The sequence below is a fragment of the Streptomyces sp. NBC_00984 genome (assembly GCF_045162475.1).
Taxonomy (GTDB): Bacteria; Actinomycetota; Actinomycetes; order Streptomycetales; family Streptomycetaceae; genus Streptomyces.
In genome coordinates this window covers 8,815,052-8,835,605 of record NZ_CP108734.1, presented here as the reverse complement: position 1 = coordinate 8,835,605, position 20,554 = coordinate 8,815,052, and the positions used below count along the sequence as shown (strand labels likewise).

Sequence of the window (20,554 nt, the reverse complement as noted above, 5' to 3'; positions counted from 1 at the left end):
GGTCAGGGGCGCATGGTGACCGACGTACGGGCAGCGATACGCCGGACTGCCCGCAGCGGACCATCATGTAAATCGGCTGGGAGTCAGGCTCCCGGCGTACCAAGGAACAGAACGCGGGAGCCAAAGATGTCTTCCCGGCTGCGTATGAACGCCTGATTCACCCAACTAGTGCCGCATCAGGCAACGTTTGCCCTCTGTGAGGCCCTGCCTGTCGACGATTTCGGCCGCTGCCGATAATCGGCTGATGAGCACTGTCGAACGCCCTCTGCCGCCCCTGAACGCCGACGAGCGCACCACGCTTGAGAGCTGGCTCGATTTCCACCGCACCACGCTCGCCATCAAGTGCGAGGGCCTGGACAACGAGCAGGCCGCCGCCGCCTCCGTGCCGCCGTCCCCTTTCACCCTGACCGGCCTCGTCCAGCACATGGCGGAGGTGGAGCGGAACTGGTTCCACCGGGTATTTGCCGGAGAACAAGCCCCGCCCATCTACGACCCGCAGGCCGACCCGGACGGCCCCGACGGCGGTTTCGACCTGGCCGAGAGCGCCACGCTGTTTCCCCCAGTGCGTCTTGCGCCCCTCGCCCTTCCGGCCGCCGCGTGCGATCTCTCGCACCCGACCCGCTGATCTCGTGTTCTTCGAGGGACAGCAGGAGGGTCGTTCTTCACGCTTCGAGGTGTCGAGCAACGTCGCGTGAAGGAACGGCCGCTGGTGAAGAGTCTCGCTCCTACAGGTCCCGCCGACGCCGTACTGGGCGTCCCGTCCCACTCTCGTGTCGAGTTCTACGACTGCCTGTAAAAGCTCAGTGCCCGCAGCCGGCCATGGGGGTGTCGAGGTATTTCCAGGTCTGGGGTCCGACCTGGCCGTCGGGCTTGAGGCCGCTGCAGCTCTGGACAGCGCGTACGGCGACGTCGGTGCTTTCTCCGAACTTGCCGTCGACGGTGAGCGTGTAGTCGTAGTTGGAGTTCAGCAGGCACTGGATCTGCTTCACCTTCGAGCCGACCATGCCCTTGGCCATGACCTGGGTGCGGTCCCAGTTGTAGCGGCAGCTGGCGCGGCCGGCGGCGCCGGGCGAGGCGGCCGTACTGGGCGAGACAGGAGCAGAGGGTGAGGAAGAGGTCTCGCCCTTGGCTGAACTGCTGGGGCGCGGTGACTTCGTTTTCGTGTCCTCCTCGCCCGTGGAGTCCTGGTCCTTCTTCTTGTCGTCCTTCGGGGCCTGGGTCGGTGCGGTGCTGCTCTTCGAGGGCAGGGGAGTTTCGTCGACCACTGGTTGGTCGTCGCCGGGGCGGTTGTCGCCGCCGGTCTCGGGATGGGAGACGGCGGGGGTCTTCGTCTCGTGGACCGAGTACCAGCGTCCGACCAGCAGCAGCGCGGCGAGGGCAGCGGCGATCAGCGCGAGGATTTTGATCCGGCTCCGGGAGGCAGTGGCCGGCTTTGCCGGTTCGACCGGGCCGGGCGTGGATGGTGCGGAAGCCGGGCTGACCGCTGCGGGTTTCGGAGTTGCGGTGCCGGGGGCGGGGTCCGAGGCTGCCGACGGTGCGGGGCCCGGGGCTGTCGGCGACACGGGGTCCGCGGCTGTAGGCGGTACGGGGTCCGGGGCCGTCGGCGGTGTGGGGTCCGGTACGCCTTGTGCGGGGGCTGCCGGTGCGGGAACGGGCACCGCTTCGGACGGTGCCTCTTCCTGGGCGTCTGCGGCGCGGCGGGCCTGGTCGGCGGTGTCCCAGAGGCCGAGCAGGGTGTTCTTGTCCAGGCCGCGGCGGGAGCAGAGCCGTTCCACGGCTGTCCGGGGTGGGAACGCGGTGCCTTTGAGGACCCGGTTCCAGGAGGAGCGGGAGTAGCCGGTGTCGTGGGTGAAGGCGTCCAGGGAGAGGTTCTTGGACGCCTTGACCTGTCGCAGTGCCTGGAGCAGTGCGGTGACTTCCGGCAGTGGCTGTGCGGGTGGGTTGTCGCCTTGGTTGGGTTGCACAGATCTCCCCCTGGTTCCGATGTGATCGTCGTGTTCCAGAGCCGTTTCTTTTCGCAGGTCAGGGGCCTTGTGGAACGGCCGGGACGGCGCGGTACGGCTGGAATGGCGATCAGGCTACCGGTGGGACGGCGGTACCCCGAATCTTCATCTCGTCGACGCCGCAAAGGCGCGGCGCAAACTGCCTGCCAGGTGTGTGCCGGTGGGTCTGACGAGGGGTGAAGTCGTGCGCATCATCAGCAAGAAGACGGGTCTTCAGGCGGGTGCCATGGTGGCGGTCGCGGCCGCTGGATTTGGCCTGATCAGCTTCTCCGGGAACGAGGAGGCGCAGGCGAACAGCCCGGCCGCGTACAGCGTGAAGGGCTTCGACACCAGCCATCACAACTCCCACCCGATCCAGTGGTCGGCGGCCGCGAGTGCCGGGTACTCGTTCGTGTTCCAGAAGGCGAGTCAGGGCACCGGTTACCGCGACCCGATGTTCGCCGGTGACTTCGCGGGGGCGTCGCGGTCCGGGCTGATGGTCGCGCCCTACCACTTCTACGACACCGGTTCCGGCGCCGCCCAGGCCGACCACTTCGCCCGTACGGCCCGCGCCGCGGGCTACGACGGCAAGCGTGCCGGGCAGCTGCCGCCGGTGGTCGACCTGGAGAAGATCCGCGGCCGGTGCCCGGCCGGGGTGAACAACACCCAGGTCGCCGCATTCCTCACCAAGGCCCGCCAGGCGTTCGGGGTAAACCCCATCGTCTACACCTCAAAGGACTTCGCCGACACGTGCCTGCGCGGCAACACCAGTGCTCTGGCCAACAGTCCGCTGTGGCAGCCCCGCTACGGGAGCGGGACGCGTGAGCCCGCCCCGGTCGGCGGCAGGTACTGGTCGATCTGGCAGTACACCGAGAACGGGACGGTGCCCGGCCTGCGGGGCAAGGCCGACATCAACGTCTACAAGGGCACGCTGACCCAGCTCCGCGCCCTCGCCCACCTGGCTCCTGGCCAGACGGCCCCCACCCCTCCGGGAACGGGTACAACGACGCCGCCTGCTCCGTCCACGGCTGTCTGGCCGCTGCTGAAGAACGGGGCGCGTGGCGTGAATGTCACGACCGCCCAGCACCTGCTGGCCGCGGCCGGCCAGTCCGTCACCGCCGACGGGATCTACGGCCCGAACACCCAGAACGCCGCCGCCGCGTTCCAGCGGTCCCATGGCCTGACCGCGGACGGCATCATCGGCCCGAACACCTGGAACAAGCTGGCCCAGACCGTGCGCACCGGTTCCAGCGGGTCGGCGGTGAAGGCCGCCCAGGCGCAGCTCGCCGGGTACGGGAACCGCATCGCGGTCGACGGTGCCTTCGGTCCCGCGACCCGGAACGCGGCCGTCACGTTCCAGCGGTCCCACGGCCTGGCCGCCGACGGGATCATCGGGCCGAAGACGTGGAACAAGCTGATCAACGGCGCGAAGTCCGCCCCGACCACGCCTGCCCCGACCACGCCCGTACCGGCGAACGGGAAGCTGACCCAGCGCCAGGCCCTCGCGCAGCTCGCCGCGGCCGGGATCAAGGCCCCGGTCGGCCGGACCTCCCTGGCAGGTGTCCGTGCCCGCACCATCCAGGGCGTCATCGCTCTGAAGAAGGCCAGCGGCGGGTGCACCATCGTCATCACCGGCGGCACCGAGTCCGGCCACAGCACCAGGGGCAACCACTCCCACGCAGGCGGCTACAAGCTCGACCTGCGCACCCGTGACGAGGGCCGCTGCGTGACCAACTGGATCAAGACCACCCAGCGCAAGGGCGCCCCGCGCGGCAACGACGCCCGCTGGCACGGCACCCTCAACGGGATCTCCGCCGAGTACGTCTACGAAATCCCCCGCAGCGGCGGCGTCCACTGGGACATCACCTTCATCTGATCCCCCTCCAAGCCCTCGTCCACCGGCGCGGGGGCGGCCGCCACCGCACCATCCCGTACCCCTTCCTCTTCCCGGACCCCGGGCCGCGCCATGCCCCTGCGCGGCCCGGCCGGGCCCACACGACACGAAAAGGAACTACCGTCATGAACCGCACTCCCCGCACTCTCTGGGCCACCCTCACCACCGCCGCCCTCGCCATCGCGGCCTTCGCCACGCTCGGTACGCAGGCCCCCGACACCGCCACCGCCAGCAGCAGCGGCGACCCGGCAGCCTCAGCCGCCCGCTCCGCCGCCCCCGCTTCCCGGAACCAGCAGCAGTGGCCCACCCTGCGCACCGGCGCCCAGGGCAGCGCGGTCACCGCGCTCCAGCAGCTGCTCACCGCCCACGGACACTCACTGAACGCCGACGGGTCCTTCGGGGGCCTTACCGCGGCCGCCGTCCAGGCCTTCCAGGCCGAGCAGCGCCTCCAGGCCGACGGCGTCGCCGGTCCGGCCACCTGGAAGGCTCTGGTCACCGCCCCCGCCGGCGCCCGGCCCGACACCGGCCAAACCGCCAAGCCCAACCCCACCGGGTACACCCTGAAGTTCACCAAGAACCAGAACCACCCGATGTACTCGACCCTCGCTCTCGTCCATAACGGCAAGGCGGTCAAGACCTACCGCGCCAACTCCGGCATGGGCAGCAAGGACACCTGCCTCTCCAACGAGGGCTGGCTGCCCAACGGGACCTACAAGGTCAAGGGACACGAGACCAACCGCGGAGAGTGGAACTACAACCCCAATGTGCAGATCCAGGGCTACGCCATCCAGCTCGAAAACAAGACCTGCACACCCGCGCCCGGCCAGAAGCCCGTCGAGCGCACCGACATGTTCATCCACAGCGAGATGCTCGCCGACGGCACGCAGGCCGTCGACGTTCCCCTCAAGGAAGACGATTTCTGGCGCTGGGACGCCGACTTCGACTACAAGTCCAACGGCTGCATCAAGCTCAAGCCCGCCGACCTCAAGGACCTGTTCACCCTCCTCGACCAGGCCGGCTGGCCGAAGAACCTGGCCCTCCAGGTCAGCTGACACCAACACCACCCACGCCCGGTGGGCGGCACCCCGTGCGGGGTGCCGCCCACCGGGCGTTTCGCGGAGGGTACGGCACCACTCTGTGGCCGCACCGGCGCCGAGGAGGCGTCAGGCGGGATGACGGGGCTCTTCCTCGGCGGCGGCGCGGCCACCGGTCCCGAGGGTCCGCCGCGGAGATGGTGGCGCCGCCGGACTGGAACCGAGCACGCCTCGGGCACGCAGTTCGTCGAGGTCGGACAGACGCTCTCCGGGAAGAGCGTCGAGCAGGTCGGCCTGGGCGGCGCGGATGCTGGGCGCGGGAGCCTGGGGGCCTGAGCCAAGGGCACGGCGGACGGTCACGCCGGTCATCGTACGGGCAGCGCATCACTGCCCCCGCTGACCGCCGGGTTCCCGTGCACCGGGCCGCAACGGGGTGTCGGCCGCTGCGAGACGGGCATCCGCTGGGGCGAACGCTCCCTCGCTATCGCAGCCTGACCAACACCGAAGCCAATCTCAGCTGACCCGGTCCAGCCATGTGCGGTAGCGGCTTCCGAAGGGTTCTGCAGCGTCGCGCAGCGCGGCTGACAGCCACGCGGCGGCACTCTCCGCATGCGTGATGACGTCTCGTGGATAGCCGTACTGCCTCTGATGACTGGCGAACTCGTCCTCGTCGTCCACGAAGACGGATCCGTCTTGCCGTATCCGGCAGACATCCAGATCCAGGTCCACCGTGGTCACTTCTCCCTTGTGCGGCCAATCGGGAGGAGTGGTGACGTCGCAATAGACGTCCAGGTGGGCTGGAGCTGCCTGGAACCGGGCCGTCCACCAGGCGTCGCGTGGAAAGAGCATGACTCGTTGCTCTTCGATTGTGTGGACCTCCCCTTTCCCGCCTTTGCTATAGATCGTCCCGATTGGCGCACCGAGCCAGACCCCGAACTCGTCCTCGCCCAACCACACCATCGAGTGGTGCCAGTGCAGGCTGCCATCGAACTTACGGACCACGACCCGGACCTCGGCTTCTCCCATGGCGGGAGGCTACTGGCAGCCAGGCAACTGGCATTCTGTGTCAACGAACGAGGAGTGAACCGTTCCGGGTTCGATAGAGACTCGATTCCGTGAAAGGATTGAGTCATGGCACGTCCCTCCTCCTATCCCGTTGAGCTGCGCAAACGAGCGGTCCGTATGGTCGCCGAGGTCCGTGGTGACTACCCGAACGAGTCGGCCGCTCTGCGGGCGGTCGCCCAGAAGCTGGGCATCGGTTCGGCCGAGACCCTGCGGAACTGGGTGAAGCGCGACGAGGTCGACTCCGGGAAGCGTCCGGGGACGACCACGGAGGAGTCCGCGCAGATCAAGGCGATGAAGAAGGAGATCGCCGAGCTGAAGCGGGCGAACGACATCTTGAAGGCGGCGGCGTCTTTCTTCGCGGCCGAGCTCGACCGGCCACACACACGCTCGTAGCGTTCATCGACGAGCACCCGGCCCGCTTCGGCGGTGTCGAGCCGATCTGCCGCGTGCTCACCGAGCACGATTGCAAGATCGCCCCTTCCACCTATTACGCCCACCGCAAGCGCCTCCAGGCCCCGTCCGCCCGCACTGTCCGCGACGCCGAGCTGAAGCCGCTCATCCAGCAGATCTTCGAGGGCAACTACCGTGTCTACGGGGCCAGGAAGGTCTGGCGTGAGCTGCACCGCCAGGGCCACGTCGTGGCCCGGTGCACCGTCGAGCGCCTCATGCGCGAGCTCGGCGTCACCGGTGCCGTCCGCGGAAAGAAGATCATCACCACGATCCCGGACAGTTCCGTCGAGCGGGCACCGGACCTGCTGGACCGCAACTTCGTCGCGCCGGCCCCGAACCGCTGCTGGGTTGCCGACTTCACCCACATCAGCACCTGGTCAGGAGTGGTATACGTCGCCTTCGTCGTGGACACCTTCTCCCGCCGGATCGTCGGCTGGTCCGCCGCCACGTCGAAGCAGACCACGCTCGTCCTGGACGCCCTGGACATGGCTCTGTGGCAACGCGACCGCGACGAACACCGGCACCGAGCAGGCGAGTTGATACATCACTCCGATGCCGGGTCGCAATATACGAGTTTCCGGCTCGCCGAGCACCTGGACGCCGCCGGCATCGCGGCCTCGATCGGCTCGGTCGGTGACGCCTACGACAACGCCCTCATGGAGTCCACGATCGGCCTGTTCAAGACCGAACTGATCAAGCCCGGACGGCCCTGGCGAACGCTTTCCCAGGTTGAACTCGCCACCGCCGAGTGGATCGACTGGTACTGCCACCGTCGGCTCCACGGTGAAATAGGGCACATCCCCCCCGCCGAATACGAGACCAACTACTACCGCGCAACCACCAAACCCCAGGTCACAACCACAATCTGAAGTCTCTATCGAACCCGGAACGGTTCAAAGGTCGGGGTGTCCGGTCGCAGACAGGAGAACGACCATGAAGACGTGACGTCTTCGCCCTTTGACATTGATGTTTTCCTCAGCCAGCCACTCACCGCCCGCGTGGCGACTGACGGGCCGACCGTGCGGCCCGTGTGGTTCGTGTGGGAGGAGGGTGCCTTCTGGATACTGACTGGGCCATGGACCAAGCTCTTCCACCGGGTGAGCGCAGACCCACGGATCGCCCTTGTGGTGGACGTGTGTGACGTCGCCACTGGCCTTGTCCGCCAGGTCATTGCTCGGGGGCGTGCTGAACTTGTTCCCTTCGATGTCGCCCGTGGCCGCCGCAAGCTGGTCCGATATTTGGGTCCGGACGAGTCCCGGTGGGACACGCGCTTCGTCCACTACCTGCGCGATGATCCAAAGGTGCGGGGCACGGTCTGGCTGAGGCTGGTGCCCTCGTCTCTGACAGCGCACGATCTGAGCTATGCGGCCGTAGGAGACGCTGAGTGAAGCGGACTGCGATCTGAGCGATCACGCTGTGGTCAGAAGTCTCGACAGGCGCTCGGCTGGGGTTTCCCAGCCGAGCGTTTTGCGTGGGCGGCTGTTGAGTTCGGCGGCGACAGCGTTCAGGTGCTCGCGGGCGTGGACGGACAGGTCGGTGCCCTTGGGAAAGTACTGCCGGAGCAGGCCGTTCGTGTTCTCGTTCGAGCCGCGCTGCCAGGGGCTGGCGGGGTTGCAGAAGTAGACCGGCATGTTCGCGGCGGTGGAAAAGAGCTGGTGACCCGCCATTTCGTTGCCCTGGTCCCAGGTCAGTGACCGTCGAAGGTGGGGCGGAAGCTGGCCGATCGTGGCGGTGAGGGCCTGGTGGAAGTGCTCTGCCCGGTGCCCGTTGGGCAGGTGCACCAGCATGGTGAAGCGGGTCGTGCGCTCGACGAGTGTGCCGATCGCGGAGCGGTGGCCGGCGCCGACGATGCAGTCACCTTCCCAGTGGCCGGGAACGGCACGGTCGGCGGCTTCGGCGGGCCGGTCGCTGATCATCACCATGGGAGCGGTGAACCGGGGCTGCCGCTTGTTTGCCTGGCGGTGGGGACGTCGGCGGGCCCTTCCGGTCCGCAGGGCGCTGGTGAGTTCGCGGCGGAGTTCACCGCGGCCCTGGACGTAGAGGGCCTGGTAGATCGTCTCGTGGGTCACGTGCATCTCCGGCCGGTCGGGGAAGCGTGTCCGCAGAACCTGGCTGATCGCTCCGGGCTCCACCGCTGTTCGAGGTGGCGCTGGATGAAGTCTTGCAGTTCGGGGTTCTGCCCGATCTTCCCGGCCTTGGGGCGGGGCCGGCGTGCCTCCGCTCGGCTCTGTGCGGCATGCGGGCGGTAGGCCCACTGGAACGCGTCACCACGCAGCGGCATGCCGTTGCGGCGTATCTCCCTGCTGATCGTGGAGGGGCTGCGGCCGAGTTCGGCGGCGATCTGCCGGATGGATGCCTTCTCTATCAGCCGATCGGCGATGTGAAGGCGGTCAGCCTCACGCAAGTACCGTGACGGGCCGTCCGGCGAGATCGGCCGCCGGATGCTGGGCCTGGCCTTCTCTCCCGTGGTCGCCCCGCGTCCGTTCCTCCACCGCTTGCCGGTCCGCAGGTTGATGCCGACCGCTCGGCATGCTTCCCGACTGCTCAGCCCCTGGTCCATGAGCCGGAAGTATTCCTCCCGCTCACGGACCAGAGGCTTGCGGCCCTGAGACCGCCCCCGGTTCTCCCTGATCTCGAAGTCCATCACGTCCCCTGAGCTGGGGTGTTGCGACGACCACTAGGACCAACGTGACTGATGTGGGGGCCGTTCATGTCAGTGAGGACCGCTACGAGTCCTCCACGGGAGCTTTGACGCTGCCATATCGGTCGGCAGCGGCGTATAGCACTCACTCACCTCTCGGCGCTTCTTGCGCTCGCGCAGCTCAGTCAGGTTGTAGGTCCCCGCTGGTGAGCTGAGCGGTACGAGTTCGTAACTGTCCTCAGGCTCCGCCGTCTTCTCCATCATCCCCCTACAGACCGTCGCTGTTTGCGGCTGGGCTCTGGCCTGGTTCTTACCCGCCCCCGACTTGTTTCGCTGAAGAACGCCTCAATTGGAGGGGTCTTTTCAGCCCGCAGGGTGAGGGCGGGCCAGGCGGAGAGGTAGCGTCCGGCGGCGGCTGCCTCCTGCGCGGCTGGCACTTGGCCGCGCCACTCCCGTTCCCTTGCGCAACGTCGGATCCCGACTGGTGGCGTGCACCGGCAACGGGCGTGCCCGATTGGGTCGCTGCTGCCGGGCCCAGTCCCGAGGGCCCTGGCCTGCGTGGTCGGGCCTGTGGTCGGGGCGGGCCCGCCCGCCTAGTTGAGGACCTGGACCTCACCGACCCGCGCGCTGAGCGCGGTCTGTCGGGTCTCGGTGAACTCGCCGCCGTCGTTGAGGGCGGGGGCCGTCCACGTGACGGTCCAGGTCGCGGTCGCGGTGCCCTTGTAACGGCCGTCCGGCTGGTCTGCGGCGCTCCGCACGTAGCGGTGGCCGCAGTCCGGGGACAAAGCCTTTCCGCGGTCGGCGCTGTACGGGGTGCCGGGGCCGTGGCAGGTGACGATGGTGCCGTCGCCCATGTCCCACCGGATCGCGGCCACCTTCGCGGTGGCGGTGACCGTGACGCCGCCCGCCGTCGCCGTCGCGGTCGCCGGGCCGTACGACGATGTCGAGCGGGTCACCCACATCCACATCGGCATCCCGACCACGTACTTCCCGGCCGTGCGGGGGCTGGCCACCTTCGGGCCCACCAGCCTCATGGAGTCGACCGCGCGGCGCGCCACCAGCTCGGGATCGATCGTGGGCGCGGCCGGGCCGGTGCCGTTCGGGACGAACGTGACGCCGACGCGCCCGGAGTCGGGGCAGTTGACCTGATAGACCGCGCCGTCCTTGGCGGTGTGCCCTTCCCAGCCCAGGTTCTCCGGCGGAGGCGGCGGGTCGAGTTTGGTGTACTCGCAGTGGGGCTTCGAGCCGCTGCCAGGGGTGCCGGCGGGTGTCGCCTTCGCGCCGTGGCCGCCGCCCGAGGGGGGTGTGCTGACGGTTTCCTCGGCGCACACCTTGACAAACATCGTCGCCCCTTTGCAGCCGGGGGTACCGACTCCGGAGCCGCCGCCGTACGCGTGTGCGGCAGGCGCGAGCACGAGAGCACCGGCCAGGGCCGCCGTTGTCGCCGCGGCCCGCTTCAGCATGTCGGGCCGCCCTGCGGGTTGATGGCTGTCACCATCCAGCCGTTCGGCCACTTCTCGGCCGAGACCGTCATGACGTACCGCAGCGGCTGTTCCGTCGGGAGCGGGATCACCTTCTTGGCCTTGGTGTCGTACGTCTCGTACGACGACAGGTCCACGCAGTCCGTGAGCGTCGCCTTCGGCGTCTTGGCAGTCGTGTCGAGTGCGGTCACCTTCGGGTCGTGTCCGATCCCGCCGCGCACGACCGTCCCGGCCGCCTTCATCCGGGCCAGGTCGTTGCGGATCTGCCCCAGCGCGTCGAGGGTGGCGTACTTCTCCAACTGAGTGCCCTTGGCATCGGCCTTGCCGTACGCCTTCGCCTGCTCCGCCGACATCGAGCTGTACGCGGCGATTACCGCGGCTTTCTCCGCCGCTTGCGGGTCGGCCGACGATGTCGCGGGCGCAGGCGTTGAGGCGGCTGGCGGGGCCGCAGACGGCTTTGCCCCGTCGTCGCCGCCACCGCATCCGGCGAGCAGCAGAGCGAGCGGTACGGCGCCGTACAGCGCTGCCGTGCGCCTCGATCGAGTCGTCGTCACCATCCAGGCCACCCCCGTGTGTTGATCAGTCGGCGCTCACCGTAACGCGGCGCAGCCGAACGCTCACGGCCCTTTGTCCCGGGCGGGGTGGCTGAGGGGGACCTCTCTCCTGCAGAGAGAGGTGTCGGCGTGGTGGGTCAGCGCCAATACCGCCTGCCACCTGCGGCGCAGCGACCGCCAGCCGAGGGCGTTAAGCAACTCGTTGAGCGCCCTGTTGGGCAACCCGTTAGGCAACTCGTTAGGCACCCCGTTGCGCAACGACGAAACGGTGGCGGGGTGCGGCCCTCCTGGCCCCCGAGGCGGGGAGGGCCGCACGGGGGTCACCGGCGGCACATGGAGACGATCAGCGCCGCCACCACGCCAAGGAACCCCGCGATGCCCGCAGCGGCGCTCAGCGGTTCCCGCAGTGCCGGGTAGGCGTAGACGAGGAACCCGGTGAATCCGCACGCGAGCAGGGTCACCGTGACGGCGATCGCGGTCACGGCTGCCGGGATCCAGTTGACCGGAGCGGTCGGGGCAGCAGGGGCGGGGGTCGGCGGGACGGTAGTAGACATTGGTTGTCCTCGTTTCAGGTTGGCGCGGTGCGCGCTCGGTAGGGCAAGGCACGGTAGGGGCGAGTACAGGCTGGTTGCCGGATGTCGGCGCCAGGGTTGTAGGGACGAGCCCTGTCCAACTTTGTTATGTGGGGGCCAGGCCCAGATGTGACGCTTGGTCGCGCGCTTTTGCGGGTGCCAGTTATCTGCGTTGCAGTTCGCGGACCGTTCGGCGTTCTGTGGAATTCATGCGGCGCGTCACCGGCGGGGTGCGGCTCTGTGGTTGGGCCCGGAGCGGGTGCCCGGTGGCCGCAGGTCCGGCCCGGGAACGGGGGGTGCGCGGCGTCATCGGGTGACGAGGACGACGGCGGCGCCGGCGGCAAGGGCGGCGATCAGGAGGCCGGCGCCGCTGATGGCGACTGCCAACGGCTGCGTGAGGGACGGGTGGCGGTGGGTGACGTAGGCGAGGCCGCCCATCGTCAGGACGATGACGACGGCCAGGACCAGGGCCAGGACCACGGCGAGCACGATCAGCAGGGCGAGCGAGGACACGGAATCTCTCCTTGAGTAGGTGCGCTCCGGGTGAGCGCGGTGGCAACAGTCCGCGCTGACGGCCGGTCGATCCAGTTCTCGCGAAAATCCGATCCGTCCCTGTTCGCAGGGCGGTTGAAGTGGATTCGCGAGTGCTTGACGGCGGGCGTCGCGGGGTGGTGGCAGCACGATGACCGAGCCGGGGGTTAGCGACGCAAGCCCGGATGGCGGACCTACCCTTTCGGATTTCGGGGCGCTCATTCAATGCTCTGACCTGCGTCTTTGTTTTCGCCAGGTATTGAATGGGCCCCACAGAACTGCTATCGCGCCGCCGCCGGTTATCTGCGTTGCGATCCGCGAAACGTTCGGCCCCGCTCAGTAACAGTCGTGTTGCAGCGGCCGGCACCCCTGCCCGGTCCTCGCCGCGGGTCAGCGCAGGCGCGCGCGGGGTACACCGTGGGTCAGCATTTGGGCAACCTTCTGACCTGCGCATTCAGGGAGTTGGGTCAGCGTTTGGGTCAGGGGCGCTGAGCAGAGTTCACGGCATCACCGAACGGGGAGCTGTCGTGACTGGAACGCGGGTTTTTGAGTCGCTGGATGCCGAGTGGACGCTGGTCTGTGCCGGATCCGGGCGTGCCGAGATGGTGCTGGGCTGGCTGCGGGAGGGCGGGGTGCTCGCCGAGGCGCGCGGTCTGGCGGAGCTCCTGGCGGAGTTGGAGTGCCGGGACCGGGCGCGGGGGCGTGTGCACAGTGACCGGTGGATGCGGGTGCTGTTGGAGCGTGCGGCCGACGAGGGGGCCGGGGCGCAGTTGGCGGCGCGGGTGGTGGTGCAGGCGATGCTGCCGGGTGCGGTGCGGATGACGCAGCGGCTGCGGGCCGGCCGGGATTTCGACGAGACGGGTCAGGTCGTCGTCGTGTGTCTGTATCAGGTGGTGCGGCGGTTTCCTCTCGGCCGGGCCGGTGGTGTCGCGGCGACGCTGCTCCTGGAGACGCTGCATCTGGCGAGCCGTGAGCTGCGAGCGGACGCGGAGGCGGTGCCGTGGCATCCCGTACTCGAATCCGCGGTCGTGTCCGGTGATCTGGTGGCGGATGATCCGGCGGGCGTTGTCTGGCGGACGGTCCTCGGACGGCAGGCCGCTGAGGCCGGGCTCGTCGCGGCCGGTGAGGTTGTGGTTGGTGCGCGGGGCGAGCTGGTCGAGTTGCTGGTGTGGGCCGTGGCTGCCGGGCTGCTCGATGTGGTGCGGGCGCGGGTGATCGCGGACGAGTCGCGGGTTGGGGCGCGGGAGAGTGCGGAGCGGGCTGGCGTGACCGCGATTGCGTGGCGGCAGCGTCGGAGCCGGACCGTACGGCAGTTGCGGCCGATCGCGGATCAGTGGGTGCAGGCAGCGTGAGCCGGAGGCTAACCCGGGCGGGGGTTAGCCGCGCAACCCCCGGCCGACCAGGCCAAAACGCGGTTGCCGGAGTTGAGTGGACGTCTACTCAACTCCGGCAACCGCGCGTCGTGATCTTGGTCTCGCTCCTACGGTGGCGGGATGGCTGATGTGGAACTGCATGGCGGGCCGCTGGACGGTCGGACGGTGGATGTCGGGGAGATCGATGACGACCCATGGATCGCGATCATCAGCGACCACGGCGAGCATCCGGGCGGACGGTCGCTGTACGAGCCGGACACGGCCGGGGTCTGGCGGTGGGTACGCGACCTGCGCTGGGACGAGTTGTAGGACGCACCGCGCCCTCGGGTGCCCGGCCGCGGCCACGCCCCCGGACGGGCGCCCGAGGGCGTGGCCGCGGGGATGATGGGGGCATGAGCACGACGCGTCCGATGCTGACCCAGCGGGAGGCCGCCACCGCGTGCGGCGTGAGCCGCACGACGATCCGCCGCCGCCGCGAGGACGGCGACCTACCCGGCGCGGTCCAGGACCCAAAGCGCGAGTGGCTGATCCCCATCGACGACCTCCTGGCCGCCGGCCTCCGGCTTCATGCACCCGCCCCGCCCGACGCCCCGACGACACAGGCCGGGCCGACCGAGGACGACGGCCAAGAGCACGACGACGTCATGCTGCGCGCCGAGCTGGCCCGCGTGCGCCAGGAACTGGCGGCCGAGCGGCATGGACGTCAACTGGCCGAGACAGAGGCCTGGCATCTGCGTGAGGTGCTGACTGCCCGCACCGAGCACCTCGCGGACCTTCAGCGGACAGTCCACACACTGCTGCCCAGCTAGCGGCAACGCCGTTCAGTTAGGGCGGGGTCTGGGGCGTCAAGGGCTGCTCGTGAGCATGTTGATGCTGATGGTGGCTTTGTAGGTGGTCCGGTCAATGGCGGGTCCGCGTGCGTTGTATTTGGAGATTGCTCGTTTGACGATGCGGTCTTTGGTGCGGACCCGCCGGGTGGGCAGGAGGTGGGCCAGGACGTGACGGCCTATGGTGCCGACGAGATCGATGTCGGTGCCGGTGATGATGCCGGCGGCCAGGACGAGCTGGTCCCGGGCGGCGGCGAGGGCGGTGAAGAAGCCGGCCCTGTCGGGGTCGGTGCCCGGGATGCTGTCGGTGGCGTCGGTCATCGCGGTCCGCAGTGCCTGGTAGGCGGTCAGCAGGGACCAGACCTCCTGCTCAATGCCGTCCGGGGTGCGGGCCCGCAGGACGCGTCCGCCCAGCATCGTGGACTTCAGCTCCGCGTAGGCGGTCTCGATCTCCCAGCGTTCGTGGTAGAGCCGGACGAGTTCACCGGCCGGGTGGGTGTCAGGGTCGGTGAGGGTGGTCAGCAGCCGGTAATGGCCCGTGCGTGTGCCCTGGGCGGTGCGGATACTGATCTCGGCCTCGATGACACGCACGGTCAGTGGACCGATCCGGGTCAGTGTCGAGCCGTCACGGCAGCGGACCAACGGTGGCAGCTTCCGGTTCGTCTTGCAGCGCACGAGCAGATCGGCGCCGGTGGCGGCCAGCTGGTTCAGCAATGCGGCGGAGGCGAAGTTCCGGTCGCCCAGCAGCAGCATCCCAGCCCGCAGGTCCACCGCCAGGCGGCGGGCGTACTCCAGTTCGCCGGTCGTGGCCGGACCGAACACGGCCCCGATCACCGACCGGGTCCCGCAGGCCACCAGCGCGGCCAGACGCAGTTGCGGGTAGCCCGAGATCCCGTTGCCGAGCCGCTGCCGGGTGAACACCGCAAGGTTGGCCGGGCAGTCCGGGACCGGCAGAAGGGTGCCGTCGACTGCCACGACCCTCAGACCCCGCCATCGCCCGGCGGCAGCGGTCGTGGCCGCAGGCCCACTCACCAGGTCGAACAGGGCTTTCATCGGTGCCGGCCCCAGCCGCTGGCGGGCCTGGCGAAGAGCGCTGCCACTGGGCCGGACTGGTGCCAGGCTCGCCAGCCCGGCGCATAACCGGTCGAAAACCTGCTGATAGCCCAGCCCGTTGAAGAGTGCCGCGGCCAGCAGCAGGTAGACCGTGACCCGCGCCGGCACCAGCCGGACCCTGCGCTGCACCGCACCGGTCTGTTCCAGCACCTCATCGACCATCTCGAACGGAACGATCCGGGTCAGCTCACCGATATGCCCCGGTGCGAACACCCCGGCCGCTACCCCGACGGTCCTTGTTATGGCAGCCTGTTCCAACAGCGGAGCTCCTGTGGTGAGGATGTCTTGGAGTGACATCCCTCTTCTACAGCAGCTCCGCTGCCTCGTTCACCAGCCTTGACGAACGACTTCCACGCCTAACTGAACGGCGTTGCAGCTAGCGGGGCAGGGTGACTGTCCAGCCAGCCCCGGATCGCGGCTTCGACCACGTTGTATTCGGGTTCGGTGACGACCAGGGCGACGTTTGCAGTCGCGGGTAGGGGGCTTCCCCACCTGCGCGGGGAGCAGGGCCCGCACCGCGTCGGTGCGGGCCCTCCACATACTGGGCGGACGTGTGTCCCTACGCCGGGGTCATTCCGCCCATCCACACTGCGATCTTGGGCTGCTTCTGTGCCGACAGTCGGCGCCAGGTAAACACCCACGCGTTCAGGCCGGCGTCATCGATACCGCACGCCCGCAGGAACGCGAGATAGCGATCGTAGTCCGGCACGGACGGTTCCCCACGCAGCATGTCGCTGACCGTGCTGCGGCGCAGCACGCCGCCGCTGCGCCGCTCCAGCAGCCTCAACGACGGCCGACCGCCCCACACATGCACTGCCTGCAAGGCCTGCTGCAGTTCGAGCGGGCTCGAAACGCCGGTGGGGTCGGGCTGGCCAAACTTCGGCACGTAGGGCTCGCACCGCAAGACCGTCCGCGCAGCACCTTCACCCCTCCCAGCCTTGACTCCCTGATAGATGGAGGAGCGGATCGCCTGAAGTTCCATCCGCTCTTCGTCGGAAATAAGCACGCTGTCCAGCAGCGCGTCCAGTCTTCCGCGGTTGGGAAGGAACTGGCCGTTGAGGATCCGAGTCACCAGATCCTCCTCAAGGCCCACCTGCATGGCACGGCGATACGGCTGCCTGCCCGCCTGGACATCCCTGTCGAAGATTTCCTTCAGGCGGACAGCGAGCTCCTGCCTGTCTACTCCGCCCACAGCCGCTCCCCCGTCTTGGCAATGCGTCGGCGGCGGAGTGTGCGGGGGACCTCGCGTACCAGACGGACCAGGGCGTCGAGGGCGACCGCCGCGGCAATGGCGCCGATCACCTCGACGGGGTGGGTGAGGGACAGCCACAGCAGGACGAGCGAGGCCAGGACGCCGAGGGCGGCCTGGCGAAACCCGAATCTCTTGGGCTGCTCGACGGGTGCGTACACGCACCCGGGGGAGATCGGGACGACGGGCTGGAAGATCCAGCCGGCCCCCGGGATGAAGATGGGGAACACGAGCTAACCGCCTTTCGCGGACATGGCCTGGACGCAGATGTGAATCGAGGGATTCGCAGGTCCCTCACGCACCTCGGGGTACGCAACATCAAGTCTGGCCGGTCCGGGAGGGCGGGATCAACTTGCTTCCAAGTGGACCCCTCGACTCCGGTTAACCTGTCAGGAACGTTTCATTCGAACATTCCTGACGGGACATCAGGGACACGGGACGTATTGCTGCACCTGCTCGCGTCAGCCCCTCTGCCGGATGTCCAAGGGTGTCCGGAAACTTCCGGCCACGTACTCCACACACTGACGAAATGCACTGGTGGAGGTAGCGCTGTGTCCGAAACCGTCCGGCAGTGTCCGAAATCTCGCCTCTGGCAGACAATGGCAGCCAAACTGGATGTCACGAGACGCCGTTCGGAATGGCCTGGACGCGCCCTCGGTGGAGACGTGTTTCGCAGCACTCTCCTTGTGACGGATGTCACTTCTCTTGCAAGAAGCCCGCGCCTCAAAGGCGCGGGCTTCTTGCCGTTCAATAAGCACTTTCTGTAGCCCTGCGGCCAGGACGAGCCGCCCAGTCCGCGCCGAGGCTGCCGCTCACACGCTTGTCCCCGGCGCCGGGCACACCGACAAGGCGGCACCCCTGCGGGAGGAGTGCCGCCCTCCTCGGCATCGCGGGCGGCAGAGGAGACCACGGTCCGGCTTCTTCCCGGCGGGGCGTTCTCCTCGAACCACGCATCGCCCTCACGGATCTCAGCGCGTGCGGACACGGTCCCGTCGGCGTAGCGGTCCAGCGCGGCAGTGAACGCGGCAACCCGCACCGGGGCGCCGCGGAAGCGGTCGCAGGCCCGCAGGTCCATGCCTGCGGTGATCGCCAAGTGCAGCGCGACGTAGGCAGTGACAATCGCGGCCACCGTGATCAGCCGGGCGAACGTCCGTAAGCCCGAGGACATCTCAGCCCCCCTCACCTCGCCCAGCCCAACCGTCTAGCACAGGCTGTGTCCGTCTTACCACCTCGGCGCAACCGGCTGTGGCCGATTCAGGCCACAAACGCCAACCACGCGAAACCGGGAGCACCCGCCAGCACACGGCTCAACCCACGGCTCCGCCATCGTGGGGCAACAGTCAGTGATGTTCGGCTCCGGCCAAGTCGCTCTGCATGTACGAACGGCAGCTGCCAGCCGGAGCCGCGGCAGTACGTGCAGAATATCCAGACCGAGCAATTGTCAATTCCTGTGGATCACCGCGGGGAGGTGCTGTCACGTTGACTGAGCGGGTGGGATGATCTTCGGGTTGATCACGGTGGACGGGGAGTCGTCCGTGGGGAGCGCGTCGCCGTCGTACAGGGGTCACCGGTACCCGGTCGAGGTGATCTCCCACTGCGTGTGGCTGTACTTCCGGTTTCCCGCTCAGTTTCCGTGAGGTCGAGGAGCTGATGCTCGAGCGCGGCGTGATCGTCTCCTACGAGACCATCCGCCGCTGGTGCCTGAAGTTCGGGCAGCAGTACGCCAATTCGCTGCGCCGCCGCCGGCCCCGGCCTGGTGACAAGTGGCACCTGGACGAGGTCTTCGTCAAGATCAACGGCGAGCAGAAGTACCTCTGGCGGGCTGTCGACCAGGACGGCATGGTGCTGGACATCCTCGTACAGAACCGGCGGGACAAGACCGCGGCCAGGCGATTCTTCCGTCGTCTGGTGAAGACGACCCGTACGGTGCCGCGAGTGGTCGTCACGGACAAGCTCCGCTCCTACGGCGCCGCCCACCGCGAGGTCATGCCCTCGGTCGAGCACCGCTCGCACAAGGGGCTGAACAACCGGGCGGAGAACAGCCACCAGCCCACCCGGCAGCGTGAACGTGCGATGAAAGGCTTCCGCTCCGCTGGCGCGGCGCAGCGGTTCCTGTCCGCGTTCAGCGGCATCTCACCCCACTTCCGGCCCCGCCGCCATGATGACCGCCCCCGACTACCGCACCGAGATGCAGCACCGCTTCACCACCTGGGAGCAGGTCACCGGCACCGCCGGTCTGTCCACCACGGCCTGAGCACAGGCCCCGAACCAGGCCCCACCATGCCCCGACACACCATCAGACACCCACACACCCAACAACGTGACAGCGCCGGGAAGAGGCGTCGGGCGGCCAGGGCGGCGTAGACCAGACCGATGCCATCGCGATCCGTACGACGCCCAAGGGCTGGATGCCGCGTGGCGGGCGCGCGACTCACCCGTGGAAATGTCAGACCCACATCAGCAGCGATGCGAGGCAACGGCGGAAACATAGGGTCACGGATCGGCAATGTCCACACATGTTTTCCGTAACGCTGGCACATTTGGATGACCGACCAGCGAATGGGGCCTGAATGTCATCTCCGAATCCACCTCAGCCGCCTCGCGGTACACCGATATTCCTCGACAGCAACGGAACCCTGACAGTCGGCCAGTGGCATACTCCCGCGAGCGGCGCAACCGTCCAGACCATCGACGGCACAGGCAAGCGGATCACCGTGACACGACTGTTCGCGACTGGCCTGTTTGCCTTCGCGCTCAAGAAGAAGACCGGTGCACTGTCTGTCGTGATCTGTGGAAGGGACGGAGACAGCACAACGGTGAAGGTCTCGGCCAAAAAGGCGCAGGACGTCATGGCCTGGGCTGTCGCGTTCAACGGCTGGTCCGAAGCTAACAGTTGATAGGCGTCAAACCCTGTCGTCACCGGTGAGTTGCGCTCGGATCGCATGCCAGGCGGGGGCATTGACGGCGGGCTGCCACCTCTGGCTGATGCTGCTGCGCAAGCACCGTCCAGGGCGGAGTGCCGTCGTCTGGTGTTGTAGCGGGTGACCCAGCGGAAGACCGAGAGGCGGGCGGCGCGGGCTCCGGGCCAGCGTTTCGCGCCCTGGGGGCTTGTCGGTGACGACCACCCTCGGCACCGTACGGGTCTTCTTTATCAGGCGGCGGAAGAAGCATCTCGCCGCGGCCTTGTCCCGCCGGTTCTGGACGAGGATGTCGAGGACGTTGCCATTCTGGTCGACGGCCCGCCACAGATACTTCAGCTCGCCGTTGACCTTGATGAAGACCTCGTCCAGGTGCCACTTGTCCCCGGCCGTGGCCGACGGCCGGGCAGTCCGTCGGCATAGGCCTGTCCGAACTTCAGACATCAGCGGCGGACCGTCTCGTAGGAGACGCTGATACCGCGCTGCAGCATCAACTCCTCCACCTCACGGAATGACAACGGGAAGCGGAAGTACAGCCACACGCAGTGGGAATCACCTCGACCGGGTACCGGTGCCCCTTGTACGACGGCGGCGTACTGCCCACGGACACCCCCTCCACCATGATCAACCCGAAGATCATCCCACCCGTCAGCCAACGTGACAGTGCCCTCCTGCGGGCCCCCGACTCCGCGGCGGGCCCGCTGGAGCCTTGCAAAGATCGTCCGCGCCGGGAGGCTCCTCGCCAGGCCTGCTGCACCACCGTCGTGGGAGTCGCCGGAGCCCTCGACGTCAGCGCTCGGACGATCTACCGGCACCCCCTCGTCCATGGCGACGGCCAGGATGCGTCGCAGCCTGGCTCTCGTACTGCTT

The 20,554-nt window shown here is 68.1% G+C and carries 18 protein-coding genes and 5 pseudogenes; 11 read left to right on the top strand and 12 right to left on the bottom strand.

The window, feature by feature from the left end; all coding sequences use genetic code 11:
* Window positions 1-244: 244 nt before the first annotated feature.
* Window positions 245-550, top strand: a pseudogene (locus OG520_RS39505) (DUF664 domain-containing protein); the annotation flags it as partial.
* 250 nt (window positions 551-800) lie between these two features.
* On the opposite strand, the gene OG520_RS39500 reads toward OG520_RS39505, so the two are convergent.
* A complete protein-coding gene (locus OG520_RS39500) occupies window positions 801-1,964 on the bottom strand; it encodes a peptidoglycan-binding protein (RefSeq protein ID WP_406016368.1) in 1,164 nt (387 codons plus the stop codon).
* A gap of 223 nt (window positions 1,965-2,187) precedes the next feature.
* Here OG520_RS39500 and OG520_RS39495 point away from each other — a divergent pair, with 223 nt between their 5' ends.
* The 3 genes from OG520_RS39495 to OG520_RS39485 all read left to right on the top strand — a co-directional run bounded on the left by OG520_RS39495 (window position 2,188) and on the right by OG520_RS39485 (window position 5,246).
* Window positions 2,188-3,858, top strand: a complete 1,671-nt coding sequence (locus OG520_RS39495) for a GH25 family lysozyme (protein ID WP_406016367.1) — start codon at window positions 2,188-2,190, stop codon at window positions 3,856-3,858.
* A gap of 143 nt (window positions 3,859-4,001) precedes the next feature.
* Window positions 4,002-4,928, top strand: coding sequence for a peptidoglycan-binding protein (locus OG520_RS39490; protein ID WP_406016366.1), 927 nt, complete (start codon window positions 4,002-4,004; stop codon window positions 4,926-4,928).
* Window positions 4,929-5,048: 120 nt separating this feature from the next.
* On the top strand, window positions 5,049-5,246 hold the full coding sequence (locus OG520_RS39485; RefSeq protein ID WP_406016365.1) for a hypothetical protein: 198 nt from the start codon (window positions 5,049-5,051) through the stop codon (window positions 5,244-5,246).
* A 177-nt stretch (window positions 5,247-5,423) separates the two neighbouring features.
* Here the strand turns inward: OG520_RS39485 and OG520_RS39480 are convergent, their stop codons facing one another.
* Window positions 5,424-5,936, bottom strand: a complete 513-nt coding sequence (locus OG520_RS39480) for a DUF402 domain-containing protein (protein WP_406016364.1) — start codon at window positions 5,934-5,936, stop codon at window positions 5,424-5,426.
* A 105-nt stretch (window positions 5,937-6,041) separates the two neighbouring features.
* Here OG520_RS39480 and OG520_RS39475 point away from each other — a divergent pair.
* Together OG520_RS39475 and OG520_RS39470 are read left to right on the top strand one after the other, a co-directional pair.
* Window positions 6,042-7,294 (top strand): IS3 family transposase gene (locus OG520_RS39475; RefSeq protein WP_406016363.1). Its coding sequence is split into 2 segments (ribosomal slippage): window positions 6,042-6,324 and window positions 6,324-7,294, totalling 1,254 coding nucleotides; the frame shifts between segments, so codons are not numbered across the junction.
* 72 nt (window positions 7,295-7,366) lie between these two features.
* Entirely contained in the window at window positions 7,367-7,813 is a 447-nt protein-coding gene (locus tag OG520_RS39470; protein WP_406016362.1) for a pyridoxamine 5'-phosphate oxidase family protein, read from the top strand.
* Between the two features lie 21 nt (window positions 7,814-7,834).
* On the opposite strand, the pseudogene OG520_RS39465 reads toward OG520_RS39470, so the two are convergent.
* The 5 genes and pseudogenes from OG520_RS39465 to OG520_RS39445 all read right to left on the bottom strand — a co-directional run bounded on the left by OG520_RS39465 (window position 7,835) and on the right by OG520_RS39445 (window position 12,186).
* Window positions 7,835-8,973: pseudogene (locus OG520_RS39465) on the bottom strand (IS30 family transposase).
* A gap of 686 nt (window positions 8,974-9,659) precedes the next feature.
* Window positions 9,660-10,529: an ATP/GTP-binding protein gene (locus tag OG520_RS39460; protein ID WP_406016361.1), complete on the bottom strand. Its 870-nt coding sequence runs from the start codon at window positions 10,527-10,529 to the stop codon at window positions 9,660-9,662.
* Window positions 10,523-11,104, bottom strand: a complete 582-nt coding sequence (locus OG520_RS39455) for a hypothetical protein (protein WP_406016360.1) — start codon at window positions 11,102-11,104, stop codon at window positions 10,523-10,525. The genes OG520_RS39460 and OG520_RS39455 overlap by 7 nt, the downstream gene beginning before the upstream one ends.
* A gap of 317 nt (window positions 11,105-11,421) precedes the next feature.
* Window positions 11,422-11,655: a hypothetical protein gene (locus tag OG520_RS39450; RefSeq protein WP_406016359.1), complete on the bottom strand. Its 234-nt coding sequence runs from the start codon at window positions 11,653-11,655 to the stop codon at window positions 11,422-11,424.
* 324 nt (window positions 11,656-11,979) lie between these two features.
* The gene (locus tag OG520_RS39445; RefSeq protein ID WP_406016358.1) at window positions 11,980-12,186 is read right to left on the bottom strand and encodes a hypothetical protein; all 207 of its coding nucleotides are present in this window, start codon (window positions 12,184-12,186) and stop codon (window positions 11,980-11,982) included.
* 545 nt (window positions 12,187-12,731) lie between these two features.
* Between OG520_RS39445 and OG520_RS39440 the strand changes: the two genes are divergently transcribed.
* From OG520_RS39440 to OG520_RS39430, 3 genes are all read left to right on the top strand, one after another.
* On the top strand, window positions 12,732-13,556 hold the full coding sequence (locus tag OG520_RS39440; protein ID WP_406016357.1) for a hypothetical protein: 825 nt from the start codon (window positions 12,732-12,734) through the stop codon (window positions 13,554-13,556).
* A 141-nt stretch (window positions 13,557-13,697) separates the two neighbouring features.
* Window positions 13,698-13,886: a hypothetical protein gene (locus OG520_RS39435; RefSeq protein ID WP_266695716.1), complete on the top strand. Its 189-nt coding sequence runs from the start codon at window positions 13,698-13,700 to the stop codon at window positions 13,884-13,886.
* An 83-nt stretch (window positions 13,887-13,969) separates the two neighbouring features.
* The gene (locus OG520_RS39430) at window positions 13,970-14,386 is read left to right on the top strand and encodes a helix-turn-helix transcriptional regulator (protein WP_406016356.1); all 417 of its coding nucleotides are present in this window, start codon (window positions 13,970-13,972) and stop codon (window positions 14,384-14,386) included.
* 36 nt (window positions 14,387-14,422) lie between these two features.
* On the opposite strand, the gene OG520_RS39425 is transcribed toward OG520_RS39430, so the two are convergent.
* From OG520_RS39425 to OG520_RS39415, 3 genes are all read right to left on the bottom strand, one after another.
* Entirely contained in the window at window positions 14,423-15,775 is a 1,353-nt protein-coding gene (locus OG520_RS39425) for an IS4 family transposase (RefSeq protein ID WP_406011716.1), read from the bottom strand.
* A gap of 301 nt (window positions 15,776-16,076) precedes the next feature.
* Entirely contained in the window at window positions 16,077-16,709 is a 633-nt protein-coding gene (locus tag OG520_RS39420; RefSeq protein WP_406016355.1) for a hypothetical protein, read from the bottom strand.
* Entirely contained in the window at window positions 16,697-16,996 is a 300-nt protein-coding gene (locus OG520_RS39415) for a hypothetical protein (RefSeq protein WP_406016354.1), read from the bottom strand. The genes OG520_RS39420 and OG520_RS39415 overlap by 13 nt, the downstream gene beginning before the upstream one ends.
* Window positions 16,997-18,262: 1,266 nt before the next feature.
* On the opposite strand from OG520_RS39415, the pseudogene OG520_RS39410 reads away from it, so the two are divergent.
* Window positions 18,263-19,020 (top strand): annotated as a pseudogene (locus OG520_RS39410) (IS6 family transposase).
* Window positions 19,021-19,336: 316 nt separating this feature from the next.
* The gene (locus OG520_RS39405) at window positions 19,337-19,663 is read left to right on the top strand and encodes a hypothetical protein (protein WP_266366282.1); all 327 of its coding nucleotides are present in this window, start codon (window positions 19,337-19,339) and stop codon (window positions 19,661-19,663) included.
* Between the two features lie 98 nt (window positions 19,664-19,761).
* Here the strand turns inward: OG520_RS39405 and OG520_RS39400 are convergent.
* Together OG520_RS39400 and OG520_RS39395 are read right to left on the bottom strand one after the other, a co-directional pair.
* Window positions 19,762-19,869 (bottom strand): annotated as a pseudogene (locus tag OG520_RS39400) (integrase core domain-containing protein); the annotation flags it as partial.
* Between the two features lie 4 nt (window positions 19,870-19,873).
* A pseudogene (locus OG520_RS39395) lies at window positions 19,874-20,324 on the bottom strand (IS6 family transposase); the annotation flags it as partial.
* Window positions 20,325-20,554: the final 230 nt, after the last annotated feature.